Source organism: Armatimonadota bacterium (assembly GCA_020354555.1).
Classification (GTDB): domain Bacteria; phylum Armatimonadota; class Hebobacteria.
Genome location: CP070648.1, coordinates 3,126,237 through 3,149,094, shown reverse-complemented (window position 1 = coordinate 3,149,094; position 22,858 = coordinate 3,126,237). Strand labels below are relative to the sequence as shown.

Below are 22,858 nucleotides of genomic sequence, written 5' to 3'. Positions count from 1 at the left end.
TGCGTCGCGGCGCACCGCCGCCGCGCATATCATACCCCACCGCGTTGGGCCTTTGCAAGGATGCGCGCGTCCCGCCTGCGGCGGGCGGCACGGAGAACGACCTGCCGCCACAGGCGGACCCCGTTAATCAGGGCCGCCGCAGGTGCGCGTCGCCCGCCCGACGAAGAGGGAGCGGCTGGAGGTGGAGCATGTCACGGGAAGGTCTCGATTCGCTGGAGTTCTCGCTGCGGCGGTACGACGAGGCGGAACAGCGCCTGCGGTTCGATGCGCGCACGGCGTCCGGTGCGCGGACGTGGCAAGCACGGCTGCGCCGTAGGCTGGTCGCGCTCCTCGGCGGATTCCCCAAGAAGAAGTGCGACCTCGCGCCGGAAACGCTCGACCTGCGGCAGATGAACGGCTACTCGCGCGAGAAGATCGCGTTCTGGAGCCGGCCGGGGCTGCGGGTGGTCGGGTATTTCCTGCTGCCCAACGGTTTCCGCGCTCCCGGGCCGGCGATGCTGTGCCTGCCCGGTCACGGGCGCGGCGTGGACGATATCGTCGGGATCAACGAGGACGGAACGCAGCGCACCGAGTGGGGAGAGTATCAGAACGATTTCGCGCTCCAGGCGGTCGCGAACGGGTTCGCGGCACTCGCCATCGAGCAGTTCGGATTCGGCGATCGGCGCGACGAGCGCGCTCGTGCGGTCGGCCCGGGCAACGCGTCCTGCCAGCCCGCCGCCGGCGCGGCGCTGTTGCTCGGCGAGACGATGATCGGGTGGCGGGTGTACGACGCGATGCGGGCGGTGGACTATCTGCTGACGCGGGCCGAAGTGGACGGGTCGCGCATCGGCTGCGTCGGCATCTCCGGGGGCGGGACGACGACGCTGCACGCCGCCGCCGTTGACCCGCGCATCGCGCTCGCCTTCGTCAGCGGGTACTTCAACACCTACCGCGACAGCATATTCTCCATCTCTCACTGTATGGACAACTACATCCCCGGGATCCTGCACTACGCCGAGATGCCCGACGTCGCGGGGCTCATCGCGCCGCGCCCGTTCTTCGCCGAATCGGGGACGAAGGACGGCATCTTCCCGGTGGCCGCGACGCGCCGCGCGTTCGAGCGGCTCAAGGAGATCTACGGCGTGTTCGGGGCCGAGGATCGCGTCGGCCTGCACATATTCCAGGGCGAGCATCAGTTCAACGGCAAGCGCGGCTGGCCGTTCGCGAGGAAGCACTTGGGGGCGGGGCGAGGATGAAGCAGATGAGGCAAGGAGGAGGCTTCCACTATGTTCGACATTGACCTGAAGAAGTACCGCGTCATTGACCTGTCCTACGAGGTGCGGCCGGAGGCGCCGGAGCCCGACCGCCCCTTCGACGTCGAGCGCGGGTATCTGGCCGATCGCGCCTTCAAGTATGACGTGCTGCGCACGCATACCCACGTCGGGACGCACGTCGAGGCGCCGGCGCATTTCTTCGAGGGCGGCAAAGCCGTCACCGAGTTGCCGCTCGAGACCTACATGGGCCCGGCGGTGCTGGCGGCGTATAACCTGCCGCGCGGCACCGAGATCACGTGCCAGGAACTCGAACGGCTCATCGGCGACATTATGGCGCCGGGGCGCATTGTCGTGGTGCGCGACGAGCTCGCCGGCGGCGCCGACGGCCGGCAGCCCCACCTCAGCGTGGATTCGGCGTCGTGGCTCGTCGAGCGAGGCATGAAGATGCTCGTCCTCGACTCCGAGATGGGGACGAACGTCGAGGAAGGCCGTGCCATCCACGACGTCATCATGAGCCGCGACATCCCGATCGTGGAGCGCCTCGCCGACCTCAAGGAGATTCGGCAGCGCGAGTTCTACTTCATGGCGCTGCCGTTCAAGGTGCGGGGCCTGGACAGCGGGTGGACGCGGGCGATCGCGATCGAAGAGCGCTGAGGCCCGCCTGGCACCGGCCTGCAATGCACTGATCTGCGCCGCGCGGCAGGATTCCGGCGCGTGTCGCTGGAACCAAGATACAAGTGGTTGCTCGCAGCTCCGCGAGGCGAATGGGGCTGGCGGCCTGCCGAAGAACGCCCAAGCCGGGGATTCGGCTCACCGACCGCATTCCGCACGGATCTCGCGGGCGCGGCTCGGCCGCGTTCCGAAGCGGCCCGTAGGGTTCCCTGAGGTCGAGCGATCGAGGTCGTCGTGAGCCGGTTGAAGGGCGGTGCGCGGCGCCGCTCGGGTCCCACCCGAGGCTGTGCGGCGGAGGCGGGCGACGCGTTGGCGGAAGCAAGTTACCCGTGACTGAATCCCCGAGAAAATGCGTGCCTCATGGCGAGGGGGGCGCCGGCTGCGCGGTGCTGGTGGTGGGCAGCATCGCCCTCGACAGCGTGCAAACACCGTTCGGATCGGCGCAAGAAGTGCTCGGCGGCGCGGCGGTGTTCTCGGCCGCCGCGGCCAGCTTCTTCGCGCCGGTGCGCATGGTGGGCGTGGTCGGCAGCGATTTCCCCCGGGAGCACCTCGAGCGCCTGCAGCAGTGGGACATAGATATCAGCGGCGTCGAGGCGCGCGAAGGGGATACCTTCCGCTGGAGCGGCTACTACGAATATGACATGAACCAGGCGCACACGGTCAGCACCCGCCTCAACGTGTTCGAGGACTTCCGGCCCGAGCTGTCGGACGCGCATCGGCGCACGCCCTACGTCTTCCTCGCCAACATTGACCCCGAGCTGCAATTGACCGTGCTCGAGCAGATGGAGCGCCCGCAGCTGGCGGTGTGCGATACCATGAACTTCTGGATCTCGGGCAAGCGCGACGAGCTGGAGCAGGTGCTGGGGCGGGTGGACCTCGCGTTGATGAACGACGCGGAGGCGCGCCAGTTCTGCGATACGCCCAACCTGGTGCAGGCGGCGCGCGGCATCCTCGACCTCGGCCCGCGCGCGGTGGTGCTCAAGAAAGGGGAGCACGGCGCCGCGATGTTCACGCGCGAGGACCATTTCGCCGCCCCCGGCTATCCGCTCGAGGCGATCAAGGATCCCACCGGCGCGGGGGATTCCTTCGCCGGCGGAATGATAGGCTACCTCGCGTACACCAACGATTTCAGCGACGAGAACTTACGCAAGGCCATCGTGTGCGGCAGCGTTCTCGCGTCGTTCGACGTCGAGGATTTTAGCCTGGAGAGGCTGGCGCGCCTGACGCCGGACGAGATCGTCGCGCGCTACCGGGAGTTCCGGGCGATTACGGATTTCGGAGAGATATGAGGGGCGGGCTCTTGACGGCGCGCCGGGGCGCCGTGACGCCGACCGCGAAAGATGCACGCGCGCTTATCCGCACCTCACAATCAACGGAGGCACGGCTGACGTGAAGGTTCTGGTCATCGGTTCGGGCGGCAGGGAACATGCCTTGGTGTGGAAGATCGCGCGGAGCCCGCGCGTGAGCAAGGTGTTCTGCGCCCCGGGCAACGCGGGCATCGCGCGTCAGGCCGAGTGCGCGGCGATTGACGTCATGGACATCGAGGCGCTCGCCGATTTCGCGCGCCGGGAATCCGTGGACCTCACCGTGGTCGGCCCGGAGGCGCCCTTGGTCGCTGGCATTGCCGACGAGTTCCGCCGCCGCGGCCTGCGCGTCTTCGGCCCGAGCAAGGCCGCCGCCGCCATCGAGGGCAGCAAGGTCTTCGCGAAGGAAATCATGGCGCGCCACGGGATTCCCACCGCCGAGTTCGCCGTGTTCGATGACTACCAGCGCGCCCGCGAGCACCTGCGCGCTCAGCAGCCGCCGATCGTCGTCAAGGCTGACGGCCTCGCCGCGGGCAAGGGCGTCACCGTCGCGCGATCGCTCGATGAAGCGGAATCCGCCCTGCACGCCATGATGGTCGAGCGGGCATTCGGCGACGCGGGCAACCGGGTCATCATCGAGGAATGCCTCACCGGGCAGGAAGTCTCGGTGATGGTGTTCGCCGACGGCGAGACTCTGGCGCCGATGGCGCCGTCGCAGGACCACAAGCCCGCGTTCGACGGCGACCAAGGGCCGAATACCGGCGGGATGGGCTGCTACTCTCCGGTGCCGGCGATGGACGCGGCGTTGTTCGAGGAAGCGCTGGCGCGCATCATGCGCCCGACCTTGCGCGCCATGGCCGCCGAGGGCTGCCCGTACTCCGGAGTGCTCTACGGCGGGCTCATCATGACCGAGCGCGGGCTGCAGGTCCTCGAGTTCAACGGCCGCTTCGGCGACCCGGAGAGCCAGCCCGTGCTGCCGCTCATGAACGCCGACCTGGTGGAGATTCTCGACGCGGCGACTGATGGCCGACTCGACCGGGTCTCGTCGGAGTTCTCCGATCGCGCGGCGGTGTGCGTCGTCATGGCCTCGGGCGGCTACCCGGGGAGCTACGAGAAGGGCAAGGAGATTACCGGCCTCGACAACGCGGAGGCGATGGACGAGGTGATCGTTTTCCACGCGGCGACGAAGCGCGATGACTCGCGATGGCTGACCAACGGCGGGCGGGTGCTCGGCGTGACCGGCCTCGGCGATTCGCTGCCGCGGGCGATCGAGCGCGCGTACCAGGGCGTGGAGGCGATCCATTTCGACGGCGCGCACTATCGGGGCGACATCGCGCAGAAGGCGCTGCGCAAGTAACGTCATGTCGGAGGCGGCGCTCGCCCCGCGCCTGCCTCACTGGGGTAGACGCTGTCACGCACGACCGAAAGAACTCTTCACAGCGGAGGCAACATGAACGAGCCCCTCAAGATATTCTCGGGGACCGCGAACCCGCAACTCGCGGAGGAGATCTGCGCGCACATCGGCGGGGGGCTGGGCGAGGTCGAGATATCCACCTTCACCAATGAGGATATCTTCGTCCAGGTGCGGGAGAACGTGCGCGAGCGCGATGTATTCGTCGTCCAGCCGATCCAGACGCCGACGAGCATCGTCGAGCTGCTCCTGCTGCTCGACAGCCTGCGCTCGGCGTCCGCCTCGCGCATCACCGCCGTCATCCCCTACTACTCCTACGCGCGATCGGACAAGAAGGACATGCCGCGCATCTCCATCGCGGCGCGCCTGCTCGCCGACGTCATCGTCACCGCCGGCGCCAACCGCATCCTGACCATGACGCTCCACTCGCCCCAGGTGCACGGGTTCTTCAGCGTTCCGTGCGACCACTTGGCGGCGACGCCGACCCTGTGCGATTACTTCGCGTCCAGCCTCGACCTGTCGAACTTCGTCGCGCTCGCCGCGGACGCCGGCAGCGCCAAGCGCGCGGGCGCCTACGCGCAGCGCCTCGACATACCCCTGGCGTTCGTGGACAAGCGTCGGGTCAGCGACCTGACGGTCGAGGTGCGCAATGTGGTCGGCGAGGTGAAGGGCAAGAATGTCATCATCTTCGACGACGAAATCGCGGCCGCGGGATCGCTCGCCGAGACGGTGAAGGCGATCCGGCGCTTCGATGTTGGGGAGATCTACGCGGCGGCGACGCACGGCGTGTTCTCCGGCCCGGCGCCGGAGCGCATCCGCGAGATGGACGTCAAAGAGGTCGTCGTCACCAACACCGTCCACGTGCCGCCGGACAAGCGCGACGACAAGATCACCGTCCTCTCCGTCGCCCCGCTGTTCGCGGAGGCGATCAAGCGCATTCACACCGGGGAATCGGTGAGCGCGCTGTTCTCGTGACGCGCCTGGCGCGGCGTCAGGCACAGGGCAGGAGCCTTGGTCGCCTTGGGAGGCGTGCCTCCTGGCCCGGAACCTCGGTCGCAGCGAAAGGAAACTGGCATGGCCGCAACCGTCGCCGTCATCATGGGCAGCGAATCCGACCTGCAAGTCATGCAGGACGCCCTGCGCGCGCTGGATGAACTGGGCATCGAGCGGGAGGCACACGTCATGTCGGCGCACCGGACGCCGCAGTCGGTGGCGCGCTTTGCCGCCGGGGCGCGCGAGCGCGGGCTCAAGGTTATCATCGCCGGCGCGGGAAGGGCGGCGCATCTCGCGGGCGCCGTGGCCGCACACACGACGCTGCCGGTGATCGGCGTGCCCGTCGCCGGGGGGACTCTCGGCGGCATGGACGCGCTGCTGGGCATGGCGCAGATGCCGCGCGGCGTGCCGGTGGCGACCGTGGCCATCAATGGCGCGCGCAACGCGGCGCTCCTGGCGGCGGAGATCCTCGCGCTCGAGGATGCCCGACTGCGCGCGGCGCTCGATGAGCTGAGAGCCCAGATGGCCGAGGACGTCGCCGATCAATCACAGCGGCTGGCGGAGAAGCCCTGAGGCGAGTCACCGCGGCGGGCGGAGGCTATCTGCGTCAAGCGGCGGCGTTAGGAATGCAATCCGTGAGATCAATCATCGCGGCGCTCTGCGTCACTCTCCTCGCGACGACCGCGGGTACGGCCTTCGCGCCGCCCTGGGACCGGATCGCCCAGGACAAAGTGCGCGGGGCATATTTCGGCCAGGGCCTGGGGCGCGAGCATTATCAGAAGCTCGGCGACGCCGGGTTCAACGCCGTGTTCGTTAAATACGGCGGCCTCGGTGTACTCAACCCGGCGGGTGATACGGCTGATGCCGAGCACATGAAGAACGCCGCCGCCTGGGCGCGGGAATGCGGCCTGCGCTTCTTCCCCGTTATCAACTTCGGCGGCGACAACGAGCGCCGGCCGTTGATCGGCGAGTTCCGCCCCGTCGTCACCTCCGGCGGACGGACGGTCGAGGACACCGCCTGTCCGCGGGATCCGCGATACTGGGAGGGCGTCGTCGGCGACCGCGGTGTCTTCATTGCGCAACTCAGCGGCGAAGCGCCCATCGCCGGCCTCATCATAGACCCCGAGATGTACGGCGCGGGGATCTCCACCTACGGCTCGGGGGTGTGCTTCTGCGAGGAGTGTTTTCAGACATTCCTCCGCGCGCGCGAACGTCGCGAAGCGCCGCCGCCCGCTGGCGCACGGTTGGACTATCTGAAAAGCCGCGGGCTGCTTGATGCCTACTACGGGTACCTCGAGGACGAAGTGGCGGCCCTCGCTGCGACGCAGCGCGAGCGAATCCACGCGGTGAAGCCCGACCTGCTGCTCGGCGGCTTCCTGCTCGAGCGCGATGACTTCTACCACCGCGGGCTGGTGCGCGGGCTGGGCGCGCCGGAGATGCCGGTGCTCGTGATGCCGGAGACGACGTACGGCTCGGGCTACACGGAGTACGTGCCGGCGGCCATCGCGCGCCTCAAGGCACTCGACACGCCGTTCCTGTTCATCGGCGGACTGTGGATCTCGAAGTTCCTGCCGGACTACATCGGCGCTCACGCATATCACATGGCGGTGAACGCTGAGGGCTACTGGTTGTTCACGACTTACAGCCTGGCGGTTCCGAGGAGCGAACTGCGCGGCGACTACGCGGTGCCGGGCGAGGCGGACGAGTACTGGCGCGCGCTCGCGGAGGCGAACGCCGAGATCGCCCGCAAGGCGCGCGACCCCGCGCACGAATCCGCCCTCGTCATTCGGCCGCAGCCGCCGATCATGCCGGCGGCGGTGGTGTCCGATATGCAGCGGCTGAAAGGCCTCGCGCCGTTGTCGGCGCGCGATCAGGACTTCAGGGCGCGTCCGGTCGAGCAGCTCCCGCGCTTGCGCGGCCTGCATCTCTTCGGCCTGCTGCTGCGCGAGGGCGAAGCGTGCACGCTGACGCTCGCGTGCCATCAGCTAGGCAGTTACGCCGAGGGCGCCGCGCTGACCGTCACGTCACCGTCCGGAACGGAGGTCGCTGCGGCGCAGATCGGCTACAACGAAACGGCGTCCATTGACTTCACCGCGCCGGAGGCCGGCGTGTACGGCGTCGCGGCCACGGCCGGCGCCAATATGTTCTCGCTCCAGGCGTCCGCGCAGTACTTCTGTCTCGTCGGAGAGCAGATTGCCTTCTGCACGCGCGGTGGACGGATGCACTTCTACGTTCCGTTCGGAGCGAGCGAGTTCACGGTGCGCCTCAACGCCGGCGGCGGGCAGGAGACCGCGCGCATCGTCATCCACGATCCCGCCGGCGTGACGGCCGCCGAGGCCGAAGACGTGTCCCCGGGCGAGGCGCAGGCCACGGTGCGCGTGCCGCAGGAAACCTCGGGCCGGGCGTGGTCCCTGGAGGTCGGGCAGGCCGGAGAAGGCGTGTTCGAGGATGCCTCGATCACCCTTCAGCCGCCCTTGCCTGCGTCTCTGGCGTACAGCGCGGAGCGACTGCTCGTGCCGCGGGATTCCGGGCCTTCAGGTTCGTGAGCGAGGCCCCGGCCCGACCGGCGGCCTGCCTTTCGCTGTTTCGGGGTGATCGGTCTCCGGGCCCGCCGCATCGCCGCGAGGAACATCACCACCCGCGCCTAAGAATAGCGCTGACGGCGATGTCGCCCCCGACGGAAAGGTGGATGCCATGAACGAGCACGCACTGGACTTCGCGCGCAGAATCGAGCGCCTCGAACGGCAGAACCGGCGCCTCAAGCTGGGCATGCTCGGCCTGGCGGCCGTCTTCGGCGCCGTGCTGTTCGTCGGCGCCGTCACGCCGCAGGAGATCGTCGAGGCCGAGAAGTTCGTTCTGCGGGACGCCGAGGGGAGACAGCGGGCTGTGCTGCAGGTGCCGGAGTGGGGGCCGTGCCTGAGCCTCTACGACGCCGCGGGCACGACGCAGGTAGCCCTGTACATCAACGGGAGCCGCCCCGGCGTCAGGCTGAGTGACACGAACGGGAAGGAGCGCGCGATCCTCGAAGTTGATGAAGGGCCGCTGTTCGCTCTGTTCGACGAGCGCGGGCAGCAGCGGGCGGGCATCGGCGTGCAGGAGACGGGGGATAAGACATGGCCGGAGGGCGCCGCGTTCTTCCTGTTCGACGCCGACGGCCGGCCGCGCGTGACCCTCGACGCGTTCCCGAGAGGGCCGGAGCTGGTCCTCCATGACGCGACCGGGAAACCGATTTACCGGGCGCCGAAGGCCACCGAAGGAGCACGACAGTGATCGAACGATACTCGTACCCCGAGATGAGCGCAATCTGGGAGCCGGCGAACAAGTTCGCGGCGTGGCTCGAGGTCGAGCTGCTGGTCGCGGAGGCGCTCGCGGAACTGGGCGAGATTCCCGCCGAGGCCGCGCCCAACATGCGCCGCAACGCGCACTTCGACGTCGACCGCATCATCGAGCTCGAGGGCTTGACCCCCGGCCGCGAGCCGCCACCCGGGGTGAAACCCCTGCGCCACGACCTGCTCGCCTTCCTCCATGTGGTCCGCGAGAGCCTGGGCGACGAGGGCAAGTACCTGCACATGGGCGTGACGTCGTACGATATCGAGGACACCGCCCTGGGGATGCTGCTCGCGCAGTCGGCGGACCTGCTGCTCCAGGACCTCGACCGCGTCCGCGAGGCGGTGCTCGCGCGCGCGCAGGAGCACAAGTGGACGCTCATGATGGGGCGCACGCACGCGGTGCACGCCGAGCCGATCACCTTCGGCTTCAAGCTCGCGATCTGGCTCGGCGCGATTGACCGCGCGCGGCGCCGCCTGGAGCAGGCGCGGGAGGAGGTTGCGGTCGGCAAGATCTCAGGCGCCGTCGGCACCTACGCGAATATTGACCCGCAGGTCGAGCAGTACGTCTGCCGCAAGCTCAAGCTGACGCCGTCGCCCGCCTCGACGCAGATCGTGCAGCGCGACCGCCACGCAAGCTATCTCTGCGCGCTCGCGGTGATCGCGGGCTCGATCGAGCAATTCGTGACCGAGATCCGGCATCTCACGCGCACCGAGGTGCTCGAGGTCGAGGAGGCGTTCGGCGCCGGGCAGCGCGGGTCGTCGGCGATGCCGCACAAGCGCAACCCGATCACGTCGGAGCGCCTGACGGGGATGGCGCGCCTGATGCGGTCGTACTGTATCCCCGGGCTGGAGAATATCGCGACGTGGCACGAGCGCGACCTGTCGAACAGCTCGGTCGAGCGCATCATCCTGGCCGACGCCAACATCCTGTTGGATTACATGCTGCGCAAGTTCGCCGACCTCGCCGCGGAGATGCGCGTCAACGCCGAGCGCATGGAGCGCAACCTCGACCTGCTCGGCGGCATGGTCTGCTCGCAGCAGGTGATGCTGGAGTTGACACGGAAGGGTTTCGACCGGGACCAGGCGTATCAATTGGTGCAGGATCACGCTCGACGCGCTTGGGAAGAAGGGGCGAACTTCAGGGACGCGGTCTCCGCCGATCCCAGGATAACCGCCGCACTGTCGCAGGAGGAGCTGACCGCCTGCTTCGACTACCGCCGGCACCTCAAGCATCTGGACGAGGTCTTCGAGCGCTTCGGGATATAGGGCATCGTTTGAACCGCAGAGCCTGCACGCCTTCGGCGCGCAAGCTTCGCTGGGGCTGCGTCGCCCAAGGGACGCGGAGAACGCAGAGGAGACTCGGGTTTGAACCCTGTGAGATCTCCGCGACTTCTGCGCTCTGTGCGGTGAATCGGGGACATCATGTATCGCGCGCAAGTAACCATCACGCTGAAGCCGACCGTGCTCGACGCTCAGGGCGCGACGGTCGAACGGGCATTGCACAATCTGGGCTTCGAGGCCGTTGACGGGGTGCGGATGGGTAAGTATATAGAGGTGGGGGTCGACGCCCCCGACGCCGACACCGCCCGCCGGCAGGTGGACGAGATGTGCCAGAAACTGCTGGCGAACCCCGTCATCGAAGAGTACCGTATCGAGGTCGTTTCCGCCGGAGGCTGACACGCCGAGGCGACCGGACGGGCAACCGCGGCGACGCGCGGCGCACCGCCGCTCCTTGCAGGGCGCGCGTCCACGTGCCTCTGCCGCGCTGCGCGCCATCATGGAGTGAGGCCGTGTCGATGAAAACCTTCGGAGTCGTGATATTCCCCGGCTCCAACTGCGACCAGGACTGCTATCATGCCGCCGCTCACGCCATGGGCGCCCGCGCCCGCTACGTCTGGCATCGCGACACCGACCTGTCGGGGATTGACTGCATCATCCTGCCCGGCGGGTTCACCTACGGCGACTACCTGCGCACCGGAGCGGTCGCGCGCTTCTCGCCGGTGATGCAGGCGGTTGCCGAGTTCGCGCGCGGCGGCGGCCTCGTCATCGGCATTTGCAACGGCTTCCAGATCCTGCTCGAAGCGCAGCTCCTCCCGGGCGCGATGCGCCGCAACCAGAACCAGAAGTTCATCTGCAAGTACGTCAACCTGCGCCTGGAGCAGCCGCAGACGCCGTTCACCCGGGCCGGCGAGAGCGGACAGGTGCTGCGCATCCCCATCGCCCACGGCGAGGGCAACTACTACGCCGACCAAGTGACGCTGCGCCGCCTGCGCGACAACGATCAGATCGTGTTCCGCTACTGCCGCCCGGACGGCGACGTGACCCCCGCCGCCAACCCCAACGGCTCGGTGGACAACATCGCCGGCATCTGCAACGAGCGGCGCAACGTGCTCGGCATGATGCCCCACCCCGAGCGCTGCTCGGAAGGCGTGCTCGGCTCCGCCGACGGGCGGGTCATATTCGAAAGCATCCTGCGAGCATAACGGATTACCGGGAAGACCACGGAGACACCAAGGCACGAGGAGATCGGAAGAGATGCCAGCCGACGGCAAAGGGTTGCGTACGCGAGTGGCACGTGAATGATGCGGATTGGTGTCTTTGTGGTGTGGGCACGCACGCAATCTGCGAGACCCGTGGATAGTCAATCACTATGATCGAACCGGCGGTTTATCGTGAATTAGGCCTCAAGGACGAGGAGTACCAGACAATCGAACGGCTCCTCGGCCGCGAGCCGACGGCGACCGAACTCGCCATGTTCTCCGTGGAATGGTCGGAGCACTGCGGTTACCCGCGGTCGCGGCCGCTGCTGCGCCTGCTGCCGCGCGAAGGCAAATACGCGCCCCGGGTCGCCGGCGACGCGGGAGGCATCGAGGCCGCCCCGGGCCTGACCGTCCTGTTCAAGCTCGAAAGCCACAACCACCCGTCCCAGGTCGAACCGAAGCAGGGCGCGGCAACCGGCATCGGCGGCATCATCCGCGACATCTTCACCATGGGCGCGCGCCCCATCGCCTGCCTCAACTCGCTCCATTTCGGCGAACTGGACACGAGCCTCGCCCGGTTCCTGTTCGCCGGCGTCGTGGACGGCATCCAGTTCTACGGCAACTGCGTCGGCGTGCCGACGGTCGCCGGCGAGGTGTACTTCAACCGCTGCTTCCGCGGCAATTGCCTGGTCAACGTGATGTGCGTCGGCGTGGTGCCGACCGATCGCATCGCCCTCGGCCGCGCTGACGGCCCCGGCAACGCGGTCATGTACGTCGGCTCCTCCACCGGCCGCGACGGCATCGGCGGGTGCAGCGTCCTCGCGAGCCACGAGTTCGGGGAAGACGAGGAGAAGCGCCCGACGGTGCAGATCGGCGACCCGTTCACGGAGAAATGCCTGATCGAGGCGTGCCTCGAAGCGCTCGATACCGGCGCGATCATCGGCATGAAGGACATGGGCGCCGCCGGGCTCACCTGCACCACCTCCGAGATGGCCGCCGCCGCAGGCACCGGCATGGATGTTGACCTCGCGCTCGTCCCGCGGCGCGAGGAGGGCATGGAGCCGTACGAGCTGATGATGTCGGAGTCGCAGGAGCGCATGCTGCTCTGCGTCAAGGCGGGCGAGGAGGAGCGCGTCGCCGGCATCTTCCATAAGTGGGATCTCAACGCCGTCGTCATCGGCCGCGTCACCGATGACGGCATCCTGCGCGTGCGCGACAACGGCAAGGTGGTGGCGGCGATGGGAGCGCAGGACCTCGCCACCCCGCCGGCCTACGACATGCCCGTCGAGGAACCGGAGTACTACCGGCAGGCGCAGGCCGCGGACCTCGCCGGCTTGCCGCTGCCGAAGGACTACGACCGCACGCTGCTCGACCTGCTGGCCGCGCCCAACATCGCGAGCAAGCGGTGGGTGTGGGAGCAGTTCGATCACATGGTGCAGATCAACACGACGGTGTTGCCCGGCGACGGCGACGCGGCGGTGCTCCGGCTCAAGGACGCCCCGGGCGGCTTCGTCGTCGCAGGCGCCCCGGCCGTCGCGGTGACCACGGACTGCAACAGCCGCTACTGCTACCTCGATCCCTTCGTCGGCGCGCAGATCGCGGTCGCCGAGGCCGCTCGCAATGTCGTGTGCACCGGCGCCGAGCCGGCGGGCATCACCGACGGCCTCAACTTCGGCAACCCCGAGAAGCCGGACCGCTTCTGGCAGTTCCGCCGCGCCGTCGAGGGGCTCGTTCGCGCGTGCGGCGAGTTCGGCATCCCGGTGGTGAGCGGCAACGTGAGCTTCTACAACGAGACGCCGACCGACGTCGTCCACCCCACCCCGGTGATCGGCATGGTCGGCGTGATCGAGGACCTCGAGCGGCGCTGCACGATGGATTTCAAGGAACAAGGCGACGAGGTCGTCCTGCTCGGCGAGACGTTGGAGGAACTGGGCGGCACCGAGTACCTCGCCGTCGTGCACGGCATGGAAACCGGCCGCCCGCCGGCGCTCGACCTCGAGCGCGAGAAGGCGGTGCAGCGCGCGTGCCTGGCCGCCATCCGAACCGGGCTGGTGCAGTCGGCCCACGACTGCTCGGACGGCGGGCTCGCGGTGGCGCTGGCGGAGAGCTGTATTCGCGGCAACGTCGGTGCGGAGATTCGCTTGCCCGAGGAGCAAGCGGACATGAGGCTCGACGCGGCGCTGTTCGGCGAAAGCCAGTCGCGCATCGTGCTGTCGGTGCGCGCGGAGGACGTGGCAGCCGTGGGTCGTATCGCGGATGCGCACGGCGCACCGTGGTCGCGCATCGGCCGCGTTGCTGGCAGTGCCCTGCGCATCGAAACGCCCGGCGGCGCGCCGATCGTTGACCTCCCGGTCGCCGAGATGGAGGAGCGCTACGAGGGCGCGATCCCGGGGTATATGGGGTAGCGCGCCTGTCTGGTTGAGCCTACACGGGCATCAGATCGGGCTGGTCCGCTGTGTCATCCTGAGAGCAGCGAAGGATCTCAGCCGGGCGGTGCGCCTGCAATCGGATCGCGTTGCGGGCCCCTGGGTGAGGATGTCGAGTGAGCGGTTGGCCTTGGGCGACCGGTTGCCATAATGACCAAAGAATGCTACGACAACATGCGCCAGCAATACCAGCCGAAGCGCATTCGGGTGCTATTCGTCGGCGAATCACGACCGGCCGGAGGCACGTTCTTCTACAGAGGGGACTCCAACCTATGCCGTTACACGCAGCAGGCATTCGAGAAGGCTTGCGGTCGCAATTCGGACACACCGAGTGAGTTCCTGGCTTCTTTCATGTCCAAGGGCTGCTATTTGGACGATCTCTGCCTTGAGCCAGTGAACAGAAATGACGCGCGGCGTCGTCGGAAGCAGCGGAATGCCGGCGTCTGCAGCCTGGCGACACGCATGCGGGCGTATCCGTATCGGCCCGACGCCGTGATATGCGTCATGCGGGCAATTGAAGGCCACGTGCGTCGTGCGATGGAGGGCCTGAATCCCAGGGACGTGCTATTCTACTGCGCCCCTTTTCCGGCACAGGGGCACCAGCGGGAATACGTCGAGCAGCTTACTGCGGCGTTGATAGACCTTAGCAACAAGGGGATTCTCGATCTCGATTGCTGATGTGACTTCCAGTCAGTCGTCGGGCGCAGGCACGATGCCGAGATTCTTCGCGTCGCGCCTCGGTTTCGTTCGGCGCGCCGCTCTGAATGACATACTCCGAGCCACTGGCGTCTTGTCTGGCCAATCGCGCAGCGGCATCGGGACTTCGGCCTCTAGGAACGATGCATATGACCGGACACATAGCCGCTGAGGTCGCCCGCGAGGCGTGCGGCGTGTTTGGCGTTTTCTCGCCGGGCGAGGACGTCGCGCGCATGATGTACTTCGGGCTGGTGCAGCTCCAGCACCGCGGCGAGGAGAGCGCGGGCATCGCCGTCTCGACCTGCCCGCAGCAGCACCAGCGCAACGGCGGTAAGATCAGGCTCCACCGCGACATGGGCCTGGTGATGCAGGTCTTCGACGAGAACATCCTCGCCCTGCTCGGCGGCGACGTCGCCATCGGCCACAACCGTTACTCGACGATGGGCGGCAGCCATATCAGCAACGCCCAGCCGATCACCGTTGCCGTCCCCGGGTTCGGCGCGAATCTGGCCCTCGGCCACAACGGCAGCCTGGTCAACGCGCCGGAACTGCGCGAGCGGCTCCTGGCCGCGGGCATGCATTTCGAATCCACCACCGACAGCGAAATCATCGCCAAGCTCATCGCGCTCGAGGCCAACTCCGCGCCCGCGTTGGAGGATGCGATCCGCGCGGCCGCCTCGGCCTGCCGCGGTTCGTATTCGCTGACGATGCTCACCGATCAGGGGCACCTGATGGCGCTGCGCGATCCCCACGGCGTTCGCCCGTTGTGCATCGGCGAGATCGAGCCCGGCCGCTACGCCGTCGCCTCGGAATCATGCGCACTGCCGGTCATCGGCGCGCGCTTCGTGCGCGAGATCGAGCGCGGGGAACTGATCGTCGTGGACCGCGGCGGCCTGCGCGCGATTCAGCTCCTGGAGCAGCAGCGCATGGCGCTGTGCGTGTTCGAGTTCATCTACTTCGCGCGGCCCGACAGCGTCATCGCCGGCGTCCTGCTCCACCAGGCGCGCCGGCGCATGGGGCACGAGTTGGCCGCCGAGCATCCGGCCGACGCCGACCTCGTCATCCCCGTGCCCGAGACCGGCTGGCCCGCCGCCATCGGCTACGCCGAGGCGTCCGGCATTCCGCTGGGACAGGGGCTCATCCGCAACCGCTACATCGGCCGCACCTTCATCCAGCCCGACCAGCGCATGCGCGACCTCGGCGCGCAGATGAAGTACACCGCCCTGACCCAGGAGGTCGCGGGCAAGCGCCTCGTCGTGATTGACGACACCATCATCCGCGGCACGACGAAGGCGAAGACGGTCGGCCTGCTGCGCGAGGCGGGCGCCACCGAAGTCCACGTCCGCATCACCGCGCCGCCGTACCGCTACCCGTGCTTCTACGGCGTGGACACCAGCCGCCAGGGCGAGTTGATCGCCGCGCGCGCCTCGTGCATTGACGATATTCGCAAGAGCATCGGCGCCGACAGCCTCGGCTACCTCGGCGCGGATGGCCTGGTGCGCGCCGTCGGCCTGCCGCGCGAAGCGCTGTGCATGGCCTGCCTCGACGGCGAGTATCCCATCGCCGTCGCCGACGAGCTGACGGCGCAGAAGACGGCACTGGAACAATGACTGACCGCTCAATAGCAGCCCGGAGTGAGTAAATTGACCGATTCCGAGCAGCCCCGCCGCCCACTGACCTACCGCGATGCCGGCGTGGACATTGACGCCGCCGACCGCGCGCTCGACCGCGCCAAGCCGCTCATCCGCCAGACGTTCTCGCCCGGCGTGGTGAGCGACATCGGCGCCTTCGGCTCGCTGTTCGCCATCGCGCCCGGCGACTACGAGCAGCCCGTGCTCGTGTCGAGCTGCGACAGCGTGGGCACCAAGCTCAAGATCGCCTTCATGACCGGGCGTCACGACACCATCGGCGAGGACATCGTCAACCACTGCGTCAACGACATCCTGGTGCAGGGCGCGCGGCCGCTGTTCTTCATGGACTACCTCGGCGTCGGCAAGCTGGAGGGGGAGGTCTTTCACCAGGTCATCGAGGGCCTGGTGCGCGGCTGCAAGCGCGCGCGCTGCGCGCTCATCGGCGGGGAGACGGCGGAGCTGCCCGGGTTCTACGCGCCGGGAGAGTATGACCTCGTCGGCTTCGTGGTCGGTGTGGTGGAGCGCGCGCGCGTCATCACCGGGGAGCAGGTCGCGGAGGGCGACGTGCTGCTCGGCCTCGGATCGAGCGGCCTGCATACCAACGGCTATTCCCTCGCGCGCAAGGCGCTGTTCGAGGTCGCAGGCCGCGGCCCGGATGACCGCGTCGAGCAATTGGGAACGACGATTGGCGACGAACTGCTGCGCGTCCATCGCTGCTACGCGCCGTCGGTGCTGCCGGTGCTCGACGGCACCGGCGTCCACGGCATCGCGCACATCACCGGCGGGGGGATCCCCGACAACCTGCGGCGCATTCTGCCCGAGGCGTGCCGCGCGGTGGTGCGCCGTTCGGCGTGGCCGGTGCCGCCGATCTTCGAGCTGATTCGCGGCATCGCCAACACGCCGGATGAGGACATGTTCCGGACCTTCAACATGGGCATCGGGATGATCCTCGTCGTTGCCGCAGCCCAGGCAGGGTATATCGCGGATCACCTCGCGCGCGCGGGCGAGGCGTGCTACCACATCGGGGAGATCGTCCGCGGCCAGCGCGCGGTGGAGATACGATAGCACTTGCCGCGCGCGAAACCTCTCCCTTTCAGGGAGGGGACTAAGGAGAGGGCGACCCGGGCGGGGGCATGCGGGCGGCGAGCGGTCTCACCCTCACCCAGCCTCTCCCTGAGAGGGAGAGGAGCAACGAGAGGGTGACCCGTCCGGGCGGTCCGTAAGGCGAGCAACGTAGGGGCACAGCATGCTGTGCCCCGCCATTTGTCCGCGTGAAGCGGCGGTTTAATGCAAGAAGGAAAGCCGACAGTGGCCGGCCTCGACCTCGGCTCGCGCACGACGAAGCTGGTCGTGCTGGAGCAGGGCCGGGTCGCCGCGTTTAAGATTATAGACACCGGGCCGGACATGGCGGCGCGCGCGCGCGGCCTGCTCGAAGGCTGCGAACCCGCCCGCATCGTCGCCACCGGCTACGGCCGCCACCTCGCCGCCGCCAGCTTCGCCGACGATGTCATCACCGAGATCACGGCCTACGCGCGCGGCGCGGCGCACCTCTTCGCGGATTGCCGTACCGTCATTGACGTCGGCGGGCAGGACAGCAAGGTTATCGCCCTCGACGACCGCGGCGGCTTCCGGAGCTTCTAGATGATCGACCGCTGCGCCGCCTTCACCGGGCGCTTCCTGGAGGTGATGGCGCGCGCGCTCGGCTTCTCCGTCGAATCCTTCGGCGCGGCGGCGTGCGAGGCGGCGGACGCGGTTGAGATCACCAGCACCTGCACCGTGTTCGCCGAGACCGAGGCCATTTCTCTGCTCGCCCAGGGGAAGGACGCCCGCAGCATTGCGCTCGGCGTTCACCGCGCCATTGCCGAGCGCCTCGCCGGCATGGCGCGCCGGGTCGGCGTGCGGCCGGAGGTCGTGTTCGCCGGCGGGGTCGCCCTCAACCCGTGCATCGGGCGCCTGCTCGGCGAGCGGTTGGACGCGGACCTCCGCATCCCCGACAACCCGCAGATCGTCGGCGCCCTTGGCGCCGCGCTCCATGCGATGGATACGGCCTGAACCATGCAGGACCTGGAGACCGTCGAGCGGAAACAAGGATCGGATCGAGCCACCGAGACACGAAGGACGGCGTCCTGCTTACTGCCGCGGCGTGTTTGTGAGCGGACTGGACGCTGCTCCGAATTCCCCTGCGCGCGTATGCGGGCGACCGGCCGGGATTCGACGGGAATCCGCAGTTGGCGTGCAGCGAAACGTGTCCGTTGTGGGTAATAGCGGAGTATCGCGATATGAAAGGAGAGTTGAGGTAATGCGTATCGCGTTTGGTGTGTTGCTGGTACTTGTGTTGGCGGCTGCGGCTCCCGCAGTCGCGCAGGATGTCCACGACGTCGCCGTGAGCATCTCCGTGAGTCCTCCAGCGGTTCCGTCCGGCAGTTCGTTCACTGCGACGGCGGGTGTCGCCAACCAGGGCACGCAGGGGGAATGGGTCAAGCTCGTGATCGCCTTCGAAGGGCCGTGTGTGAGATGCGTGCGCAGCCGGCTGGCGTGGGTACCGGAGGGTGCCTCGATCAGCATCAGCACCGCGTTCAAGACCGGCCGCAGAATGCCGGGGGGCGACTACACGGTGACGGCTGATGCGTACATCATCCACAGCGAGCTCGACCAGACCGTGATCCCCGATGACGACCCTGCCGACAACCACGCAGAAACCGTTGTCACGGTCGACGGGCGGTAACAGGAACAAGCCCGGGGCCGCGTGATCGGCGTGTGCATTGACTTCTTTGTCGGGCGCCGTGACGCAAACGACCGCCCACGGCTGCCCGTCCGACGGTGTAACTGACGAACCAGGTCCGGAAAAGGTGGGGCAGGCGGACGCCTGCCCCACCTGAGTTCTCTCGGCGGCTGGTGTATCCGCCTCGGCTCGCCGCGGCGGGAGAGGAGGTTATCTGGCTCGCGCGGTATGTTAGCTCTCTGGCCTTGTATCCTTGTTGTGTTACTGGCTGAAATCGTCTGCAGCTAAGGAGTTTGCTTTGTTCGAGAATCCGTTTCAGTCCCCCGGCAACTGGTATCGCGCCAACCTGCACGCGCACACCACCGACTCCGACGGCGACCTATCGCCCGCCGACTGCGCCGAGTTTTACCGCCGCGCAGGGTATCACATCCTCGCCATCACCGATCACTGGCACGTCACCGAACTCGTCAGCAGCCGCAAGGATTTCCTCATCATCCCCGGCGCCGAACTTGACGGCGGCTGGCCCGCGCAGAAGACGAGCTACCACATCGTCGGCCTAAACATGCGCATGCGCGGCCGCGTCGAGCGCCACGGCGGCACCGCGCAGGAAGTCGTGGATTTCATCCGCGAGGACGGCGGCGAGGTCGTCATCGCGCACCCCTATTGGTCGGGGCTGATGGCGCCGGAGATGGCCGAGGTCAAGGGCTACTTCGCGATCGAGGTGTACAACACGGGCTGCGACCTGGAGATCCTGCGCGGCTTCAGCATGGTGCACTGGGACGACCTGCTGACTCTGGGCCACGACTTCGGCGCGGTGGCGGTGGATGACGGGCATCATCACAAGGCCGACCACGGGCTGGGCTGGACGATGATCCGCGCGGAGAAGTTGAGCGTCGAGGCGGTGATGGACGCTCTGCTGCGCGGCCGGTACTACGCCTCGACCGGGCCGGAGATCAAGGATCTGCGCATGGCCGGCGGCCGCATTCGCGTGACGACGTCGCCGGTGAAATCCATCGCGCTCGTCTCGACGCCGGGCCGCGGCGGGCGCGCTTTCGCCCGCGATGATCGCAACATCACGACCGCGGAGTTCTCGCTGCCGAACGCCCGCTACTGCCGCATCGAGGCGATTGACCGCAAGGGCAAGATCGCGTGGTCGAACCCGATCCTGCTCGACGGACAGCAGTAAGCCGCGGGTCCGCCGTCGCCGGCCCCGGGATGTCGGGGCTCCGGAGCGCCGCACAGCGCCGCCGGGCTGCGGCCGACAAGTTCGCACGGATCGGCACCGATTCGCGACCGCAGGCGTGACCTGGGGTCGTCATTCAGAGACGGCGTAGACACAATCGCGTACAATCAACAAGTTGGTTTTGTCGCGCGGCTAGTATTCCTCTAGCGGGCCTCGCCCCTTCCGTGTGCGAGGCTCGCCCGCTTCGGGGATAAAGCGCCCACGCCGGAGACGCTGTGGGCCGCCGCCTTGCACTAGGGCTGACGATTGATTCAATTCCCAGACGTGGACTATAATCACCTGTGCCGCACAGGGAGACGTCGGATGGCCAGAAAGACCCGTATGGAGCGGCGAATAGCCCAGCTATCCGCAGCGCTTTCTACCGAGGACCCGCACGGACGCTGGCGCGCAGCGCACTGCCTACATGCCATCGCGTTCAGCCCTCTTGCCCCGAGGGTGCCGGAGGCTGCTTGGCCGCTGGTTCAACTTCTAGACGACCCTGACAAGGATGTGCGCTACGTAGCTTCCATGAGTGTCGCGCGGATCGGCACGCCCGAAGCTCTCGCGGCTTTGGAGGAAGCAAGTGGGCGCGACAATGGAGAATGGGCAGCCTACTTCCTGAAACTGGCAAGGGATGGCCATATGAACTACTGAGCGAGCGTAGCGAGCGAAGAATCCCGGCGGCGGATGTGCGGCAGCGCCTGCGGCCCGGAATGACGAGATGAAAGGACTGCCGCCCGTCGAACCGGCGACAACCCGCATCCCGAAAGGAGACGCACATGAAGTTCGTCGACATCGGATTGGCCGCGGCGGTCTTGCTTGTCCTCGCTGCGCCGCTCGGGGCGGCAGAGCTGCCCGCCAACCTCCGCTCGATGCTCGAGAAGAGCGCCTCTCTCGGCCTCGACCGCTTCCCCATCGGCTTCTGGAACTACACCAACCTCACCGCCCACGGGCAGTACATGGACGAGGCCGAGGTCGAGGAGTGGGCCGACGCCGGCTTTACCGTCACCATGACGCCGTCGTTCGACCCCGGCAAGCCGGAGCAGGTCGAGCACATGCGCAGGATGCTCGAATGGGCGGACGCGCGCGGCATGAAGCTGATTATCTGCGACCCGCGCACGTACGGGCCGCACCACGGCGAGGCGACGGATCCGGTTCCCGTGCCCGCCGATCACGCGCAGAAGATCGCCGCCGCGCTCGCCGACTTCCGCGGCAGCCCGGCGGTGTTCGGCTTCCACATCGGCGACGAGCCGAATCGCTTTAACAACGACGCCTACTTCGAGTCCTATCGCATGCTCGGGGAGGCCGCGCCCGACCTCCACCCCTTTATGAACCTGCTGCCGTACTGGCACGGGGCGGAGGGCTACGTCGGGTACGAGACCTGGGGCGATTACCTCGACGCGGCGGTGCGCAAGTCCAATCTCGATTTCCTGTGCTACGACTGCTACGCGCAGATGAACCCCGGCACCAGCGGCTGGGACATGTACTACGAGAACCTGCGCGAGTACCGCGAGGCCGCGCAGCGCGGCGGCGTGCCGTTCTGGACGACGATTCTCTCCGTCGGGCATTTTCGCTATCGCTGCCCGAACTACAACGAGCTGCGCTGGCAGTTCAATACGGCGATCGCGTCCGGCGCCAACGGCATCCTGTGGTTCTTCTACTACATGCGCCAGCCGCACGACAACTACCGGCTGTCACCGGTGGATGAGAACTGGGATCGCACGCAGACCTACTACGACATCCGCAGATTCCAGAAGGCGTTTCACCGGCATTACGGCGACCTGTTCCTGCGCCTCGCGCCGACGCGGGTGACGTTCACGCCCGAGGCGTACGGCGGCGGGGAGGTGTTCACGCCGAACGAGTTGGTCGCCGAGGTAACGCCGGACAAAGAGGGGCACCCGCTGCTGCTCGGCCAGTTCGTGGATATCGAGGGGCGGCGCTACGTGATGCTGGTCAACAACAGCACCGACGAGAGCGTCAACGCGGCGCTGACCTTCCCCGGCGCGGATGTGAAGATTCACTCCTGGAACTGGAGCGGGCAGGAGCACGAAGGCGGGGCGTACTGCGCGGGCAGGACGTCGCGCAGCGACGCCGGCCTGCGCGTCAGCCACTGGCTCGCCCCGGGGCAGGAGGCGGTGTATCGCGTGGACTCCGAAGCGATCCGCGCGGCGGCTGTTGCTGTGAAATGACGTCGGGGTTATCTTGCCGCGGAGGGGCCTTCGCCATGGCCATGGCCGATCCGCGGCTACCTCGCCCCCGTAACTCGGGGAGTCTGTATAGTGCGCCATAGGCGCACGAGTCTGCGGATTTCGTTTGCGTGACTCCGCGCCGATCCGCGGCTAGTTGATCTGCCTCTATCCCTCTCTGCGGTCTCCACGGTTCACACCGTTCTCCCCGCGTCTTAGGGGCGTTTCGCCGCGCACTCGGGTGCGCGAGATTGCGGTCTCGGTGGGTGGGTCGCGCCGGCGGTGCGGCTGTACGATGAGATCAGATCCAGGAGCGAGTCACGCGCGGCGAGGATGCCGCAACGTGGCAGGCGCTCCGGGGTACCGCCCGCGCCCTCGGCGCGGAAAGCGAGACGCAACGATGAGAGTGAAGCTGATCTGCCCCGCGCCGCCGGCGGCGCGGAATCCCCTGACGCGGCCGATCAAGTACTCGCTGTTCCCGCCGCTCGGGCTCGCCGTGCTCGCGGGCTACCTCGATGACGGCGACCACGTGA

19 protein-coding genes and 1 pseudogene are annotated in these 22,858 nt (G+C 67.6%); all 20 read left to right on the top strand.

From position 1 onward, the window contains the following. The first annotated feature begins 188 nt into the window (after positions 1 to 188). The 20 genes and pseudogenes from JSV65_12880 (at position 189) to JSV65_12785 (ending at position 22,328) form a co-directional block, all read left to right on the top strand. Complete coding sequence (locus tag JSV65_12880; GenBank protein UCH33457.1) at positions 189 to 1,235, top strand: prolyl oligopeptidase family serine peptidase; 1,047 nt, start codon at positions 189 to 191, stop codon at positions 1,233 to 1,235. Positions 1,236 to 1,265: 30 nt separating this feature from the next. Then, positions 1,266 to 1,907: a cyclase family protein gene (locus tag JSV65_12875; protein ID UCH33456.1), complete on the top strand. Its 642-nt coding sequence runs from the start codon at positions 1,266 to 1,268 to the stop codon at positions 1,905 to 1,907. Between the two features lie 404 nt (positions 1,908 to 2,311). Then, on the top strand, positions 2,312 to 3,214 hold the full coding sequence (locus JSV65_12870; GenBank protein UCH36775.1) for a sugar kinase: 903 nt from the start codon (positions 2,312 to 2,314) through the stop codon (positions 3,212 to 3,214). Positions 3,215 to 3,314: 100 nt separating this feature from the next. After that, on the top strand, positions 3,315 to 4,586 hold the full coding sequence (purD, locus tag JSV65_12865; protein ID UCH33455.1) for a phosphoribosylamine--glycine ligase: 1,272 nt from the start codon (positions 3,315 to 3,317) through the stop codon (positions 4,584 to 4,586). A 93-nt stretch (positions 4,587 to 4,679) separates the two neighbouring features. Beyond that, positions 4,680 to 5,615: a ribose-phosphate diphosphokinase gene (locus tag JSV65_12860; GenBank protein ID UCH33454.1), complete on the top strand. Its 936-nt coding sequence runs from the start codon at positions 4,680 to 4,682 to the stop codon at positions 5,613 to 5,615. Between the two features lie 99 nt (positions 5,616 to 5,714). After that, a complete protein-coding gene (gene purE, locus JSV65_12855; protein ID UCH33453.1) occupies positions 5,715 to 6,206 on the top strand; it encodes a 5-(carboxyamino)imidazole ribonucleotide mutase in 492 nt (163 codons plus the stop codon). A 62-nt stretch (positions 6,207 to 6,268) separates the two neighbouring features. Beyond that, entirely contained in the window at positions 6,269 to 8,179 is a 1,911-nt protein-coding gene (locus JSV65_12850) for a hypothetical protein (protein UCH33452.1), read from the top strand. Between the two features lie 148 nt (positions 8,180 to 8,327). After that, positions 8,328 to 8,903 carry a hypothetical protein gene (locus tag JSV65_12845; protein ID UCH33451.1) on the top strand — a complete coding sequence of 192 codons (576 nt, stop codon included), beginning with the start codon at positions 8,328 to 8,330 and terminating at the stop codon, positions 8,901 to 8,903. Further along, positions 8,900 to 10,228: an adenylosuccinate lyase gene (locus JSV65_12840; GenBank protein ID UCH33450.1), complete on the top strand. Its 1,329-nt coding sequence runs from the start codon at positions 8,900 to 8,902 to the stop codon at positions 10,226 to 10,228. The genes JSV65_12845 and JSV65_12840 overlap by 4 nt, the downstream gene beginning before the upstream one ends. 156 nt (positions 10,229 to 10,384) lie before the next feature. After that, a complete protein-coding gene (gene purS / locus JSV65_12835) occupies positions 10,385 to 10,639 on the top strand; it encodes a phosphoribosylformylglycinamidine synthase subunit PurS (GenBank protein ID UCH33449.1) in 255 nt (84 codons plus the stop codon). 119 nt (positions 10,640 to 10,758) lie between these two features. After that, positions 10,759 to 11,445 (top strand): phosphoribosylformylglycinamidine synthase subunit PurQ, encoded by a 687-nt coding sequence (gene purQ, locus JSV65_12830; GenBank protein UCH33448.1) that lies wholly within the window; start codon positions 10,759 to 10,761, stop codon positions 11,443 to 11,445. A 167-nt stretch (positions 11,446 to 11,612) separates the two neighbouring features. Then, positions 11,613 to 13,847: a phosphoribosylformylglycinamidine synthase subunit PurL gene (gene purL, locus JSV65_12825; GenBank protein UCH33447.1), complete on the top strand. Its 2,235-nt coding sequence runs from the start codon at positions 11,613 to 11,615 to the stop codon at positions 13,845 to 13,847. A gap of 171 nt (positions 13,848 to 14,018) precedes the next feature. Continuing rightward, the gene (locus tag JSV65_12820) at positions 14,019 to 14,546 is read left to right on the top strand and encodes a hypothetical protein (protein UCH33446.1); all 528 of its coding nucleotides are present in this window, start codon (positions 14,019 to 14,021) and stop codon (positions 14,544 to 14,546) included. A 167-nt stretch (positions 14,547 to 14,713) separates the two neighbouring features. After that, entirely contained in the window at positions 14,714 to 16,174 is a 1,461-nt protein-coding gene (locus tag JSV65_12815) for an amidophosphoribosyltransferase (protein UCH33445.1), read from the top strand. A gap of 33 nt (positions 16,175 to 16,207) precedes the next feature. Continuing rightward, positions 16,208 to 17,260 carry a phosphoribosylformylglycinamidine cyclo-ligase gene (locus JSV65_12810; GenBank protein ID UCH36774.1) on the top strand — a complete coding sequence of 351 codons (1,053 nt, stop codon included), beginning with the start codon at positions 16,208 to 16,210 and terminating at the stop codon, positions 17,258 to 17,260. Positions 17,261 to 17,482: 222 nt separating this feature from the next. Next, positions 17,483 to 18,247 (top strand): annotated as a pseudogene (locus JSV65_12805) (3-hydroxyacyl-ACP dehydratase). Between the two features lie 247 nt (positions 18,248 to 18,494). Continuing rightward, positions 18,495 to 18,920, top strand: coding sequence for a hypothetical protein (locus tag JSV65_12800; GenBank protein UCH33444.1), 426 nt, complete (start codon positions 18,495 to 18,497; stop codon positions 18,918 to 18,920). 295 nt (positions 18,921 to 19,215) lie between these two features. Continuing rightward, a complete protein-coding gene (locus JSV65_12795; protein ID UCH33443.1) occupies positions 19,216 to 20,103 on the top strand; it encodes a CehA/McbA family metallohydrolase in 888 nt (295 codons plus the stop codon). 360 nt (positions 20,104 to 20,463) lie between these two features. Then, entirely contained in the window at positions 20,464 to 20,793 is a 330-nt protein-coding gene (locus JSV65_12790) for a HEAT repeat domain-containing protein (GenBank protein ID UCH33442.1), read from the top strand. Positions 20,794 to 20,918: 125 nt separating this feature from the next. Continuing rightward, the gene (locus tag JSV65_12785) at positions 20,919 to 22,328 is read left to right on the top strand and encodes a hypothetical protein (GenBank protein UCH33441.1); all 1,410 of its coding nucleotides are present in this window, start codon (positions 20,919 to 20,921) and stop codon (positions 22,326 to 22,328) included. The last annotated feature ends 530 nt before the right edge of the window (positions 22,329 to 22,858 follow it).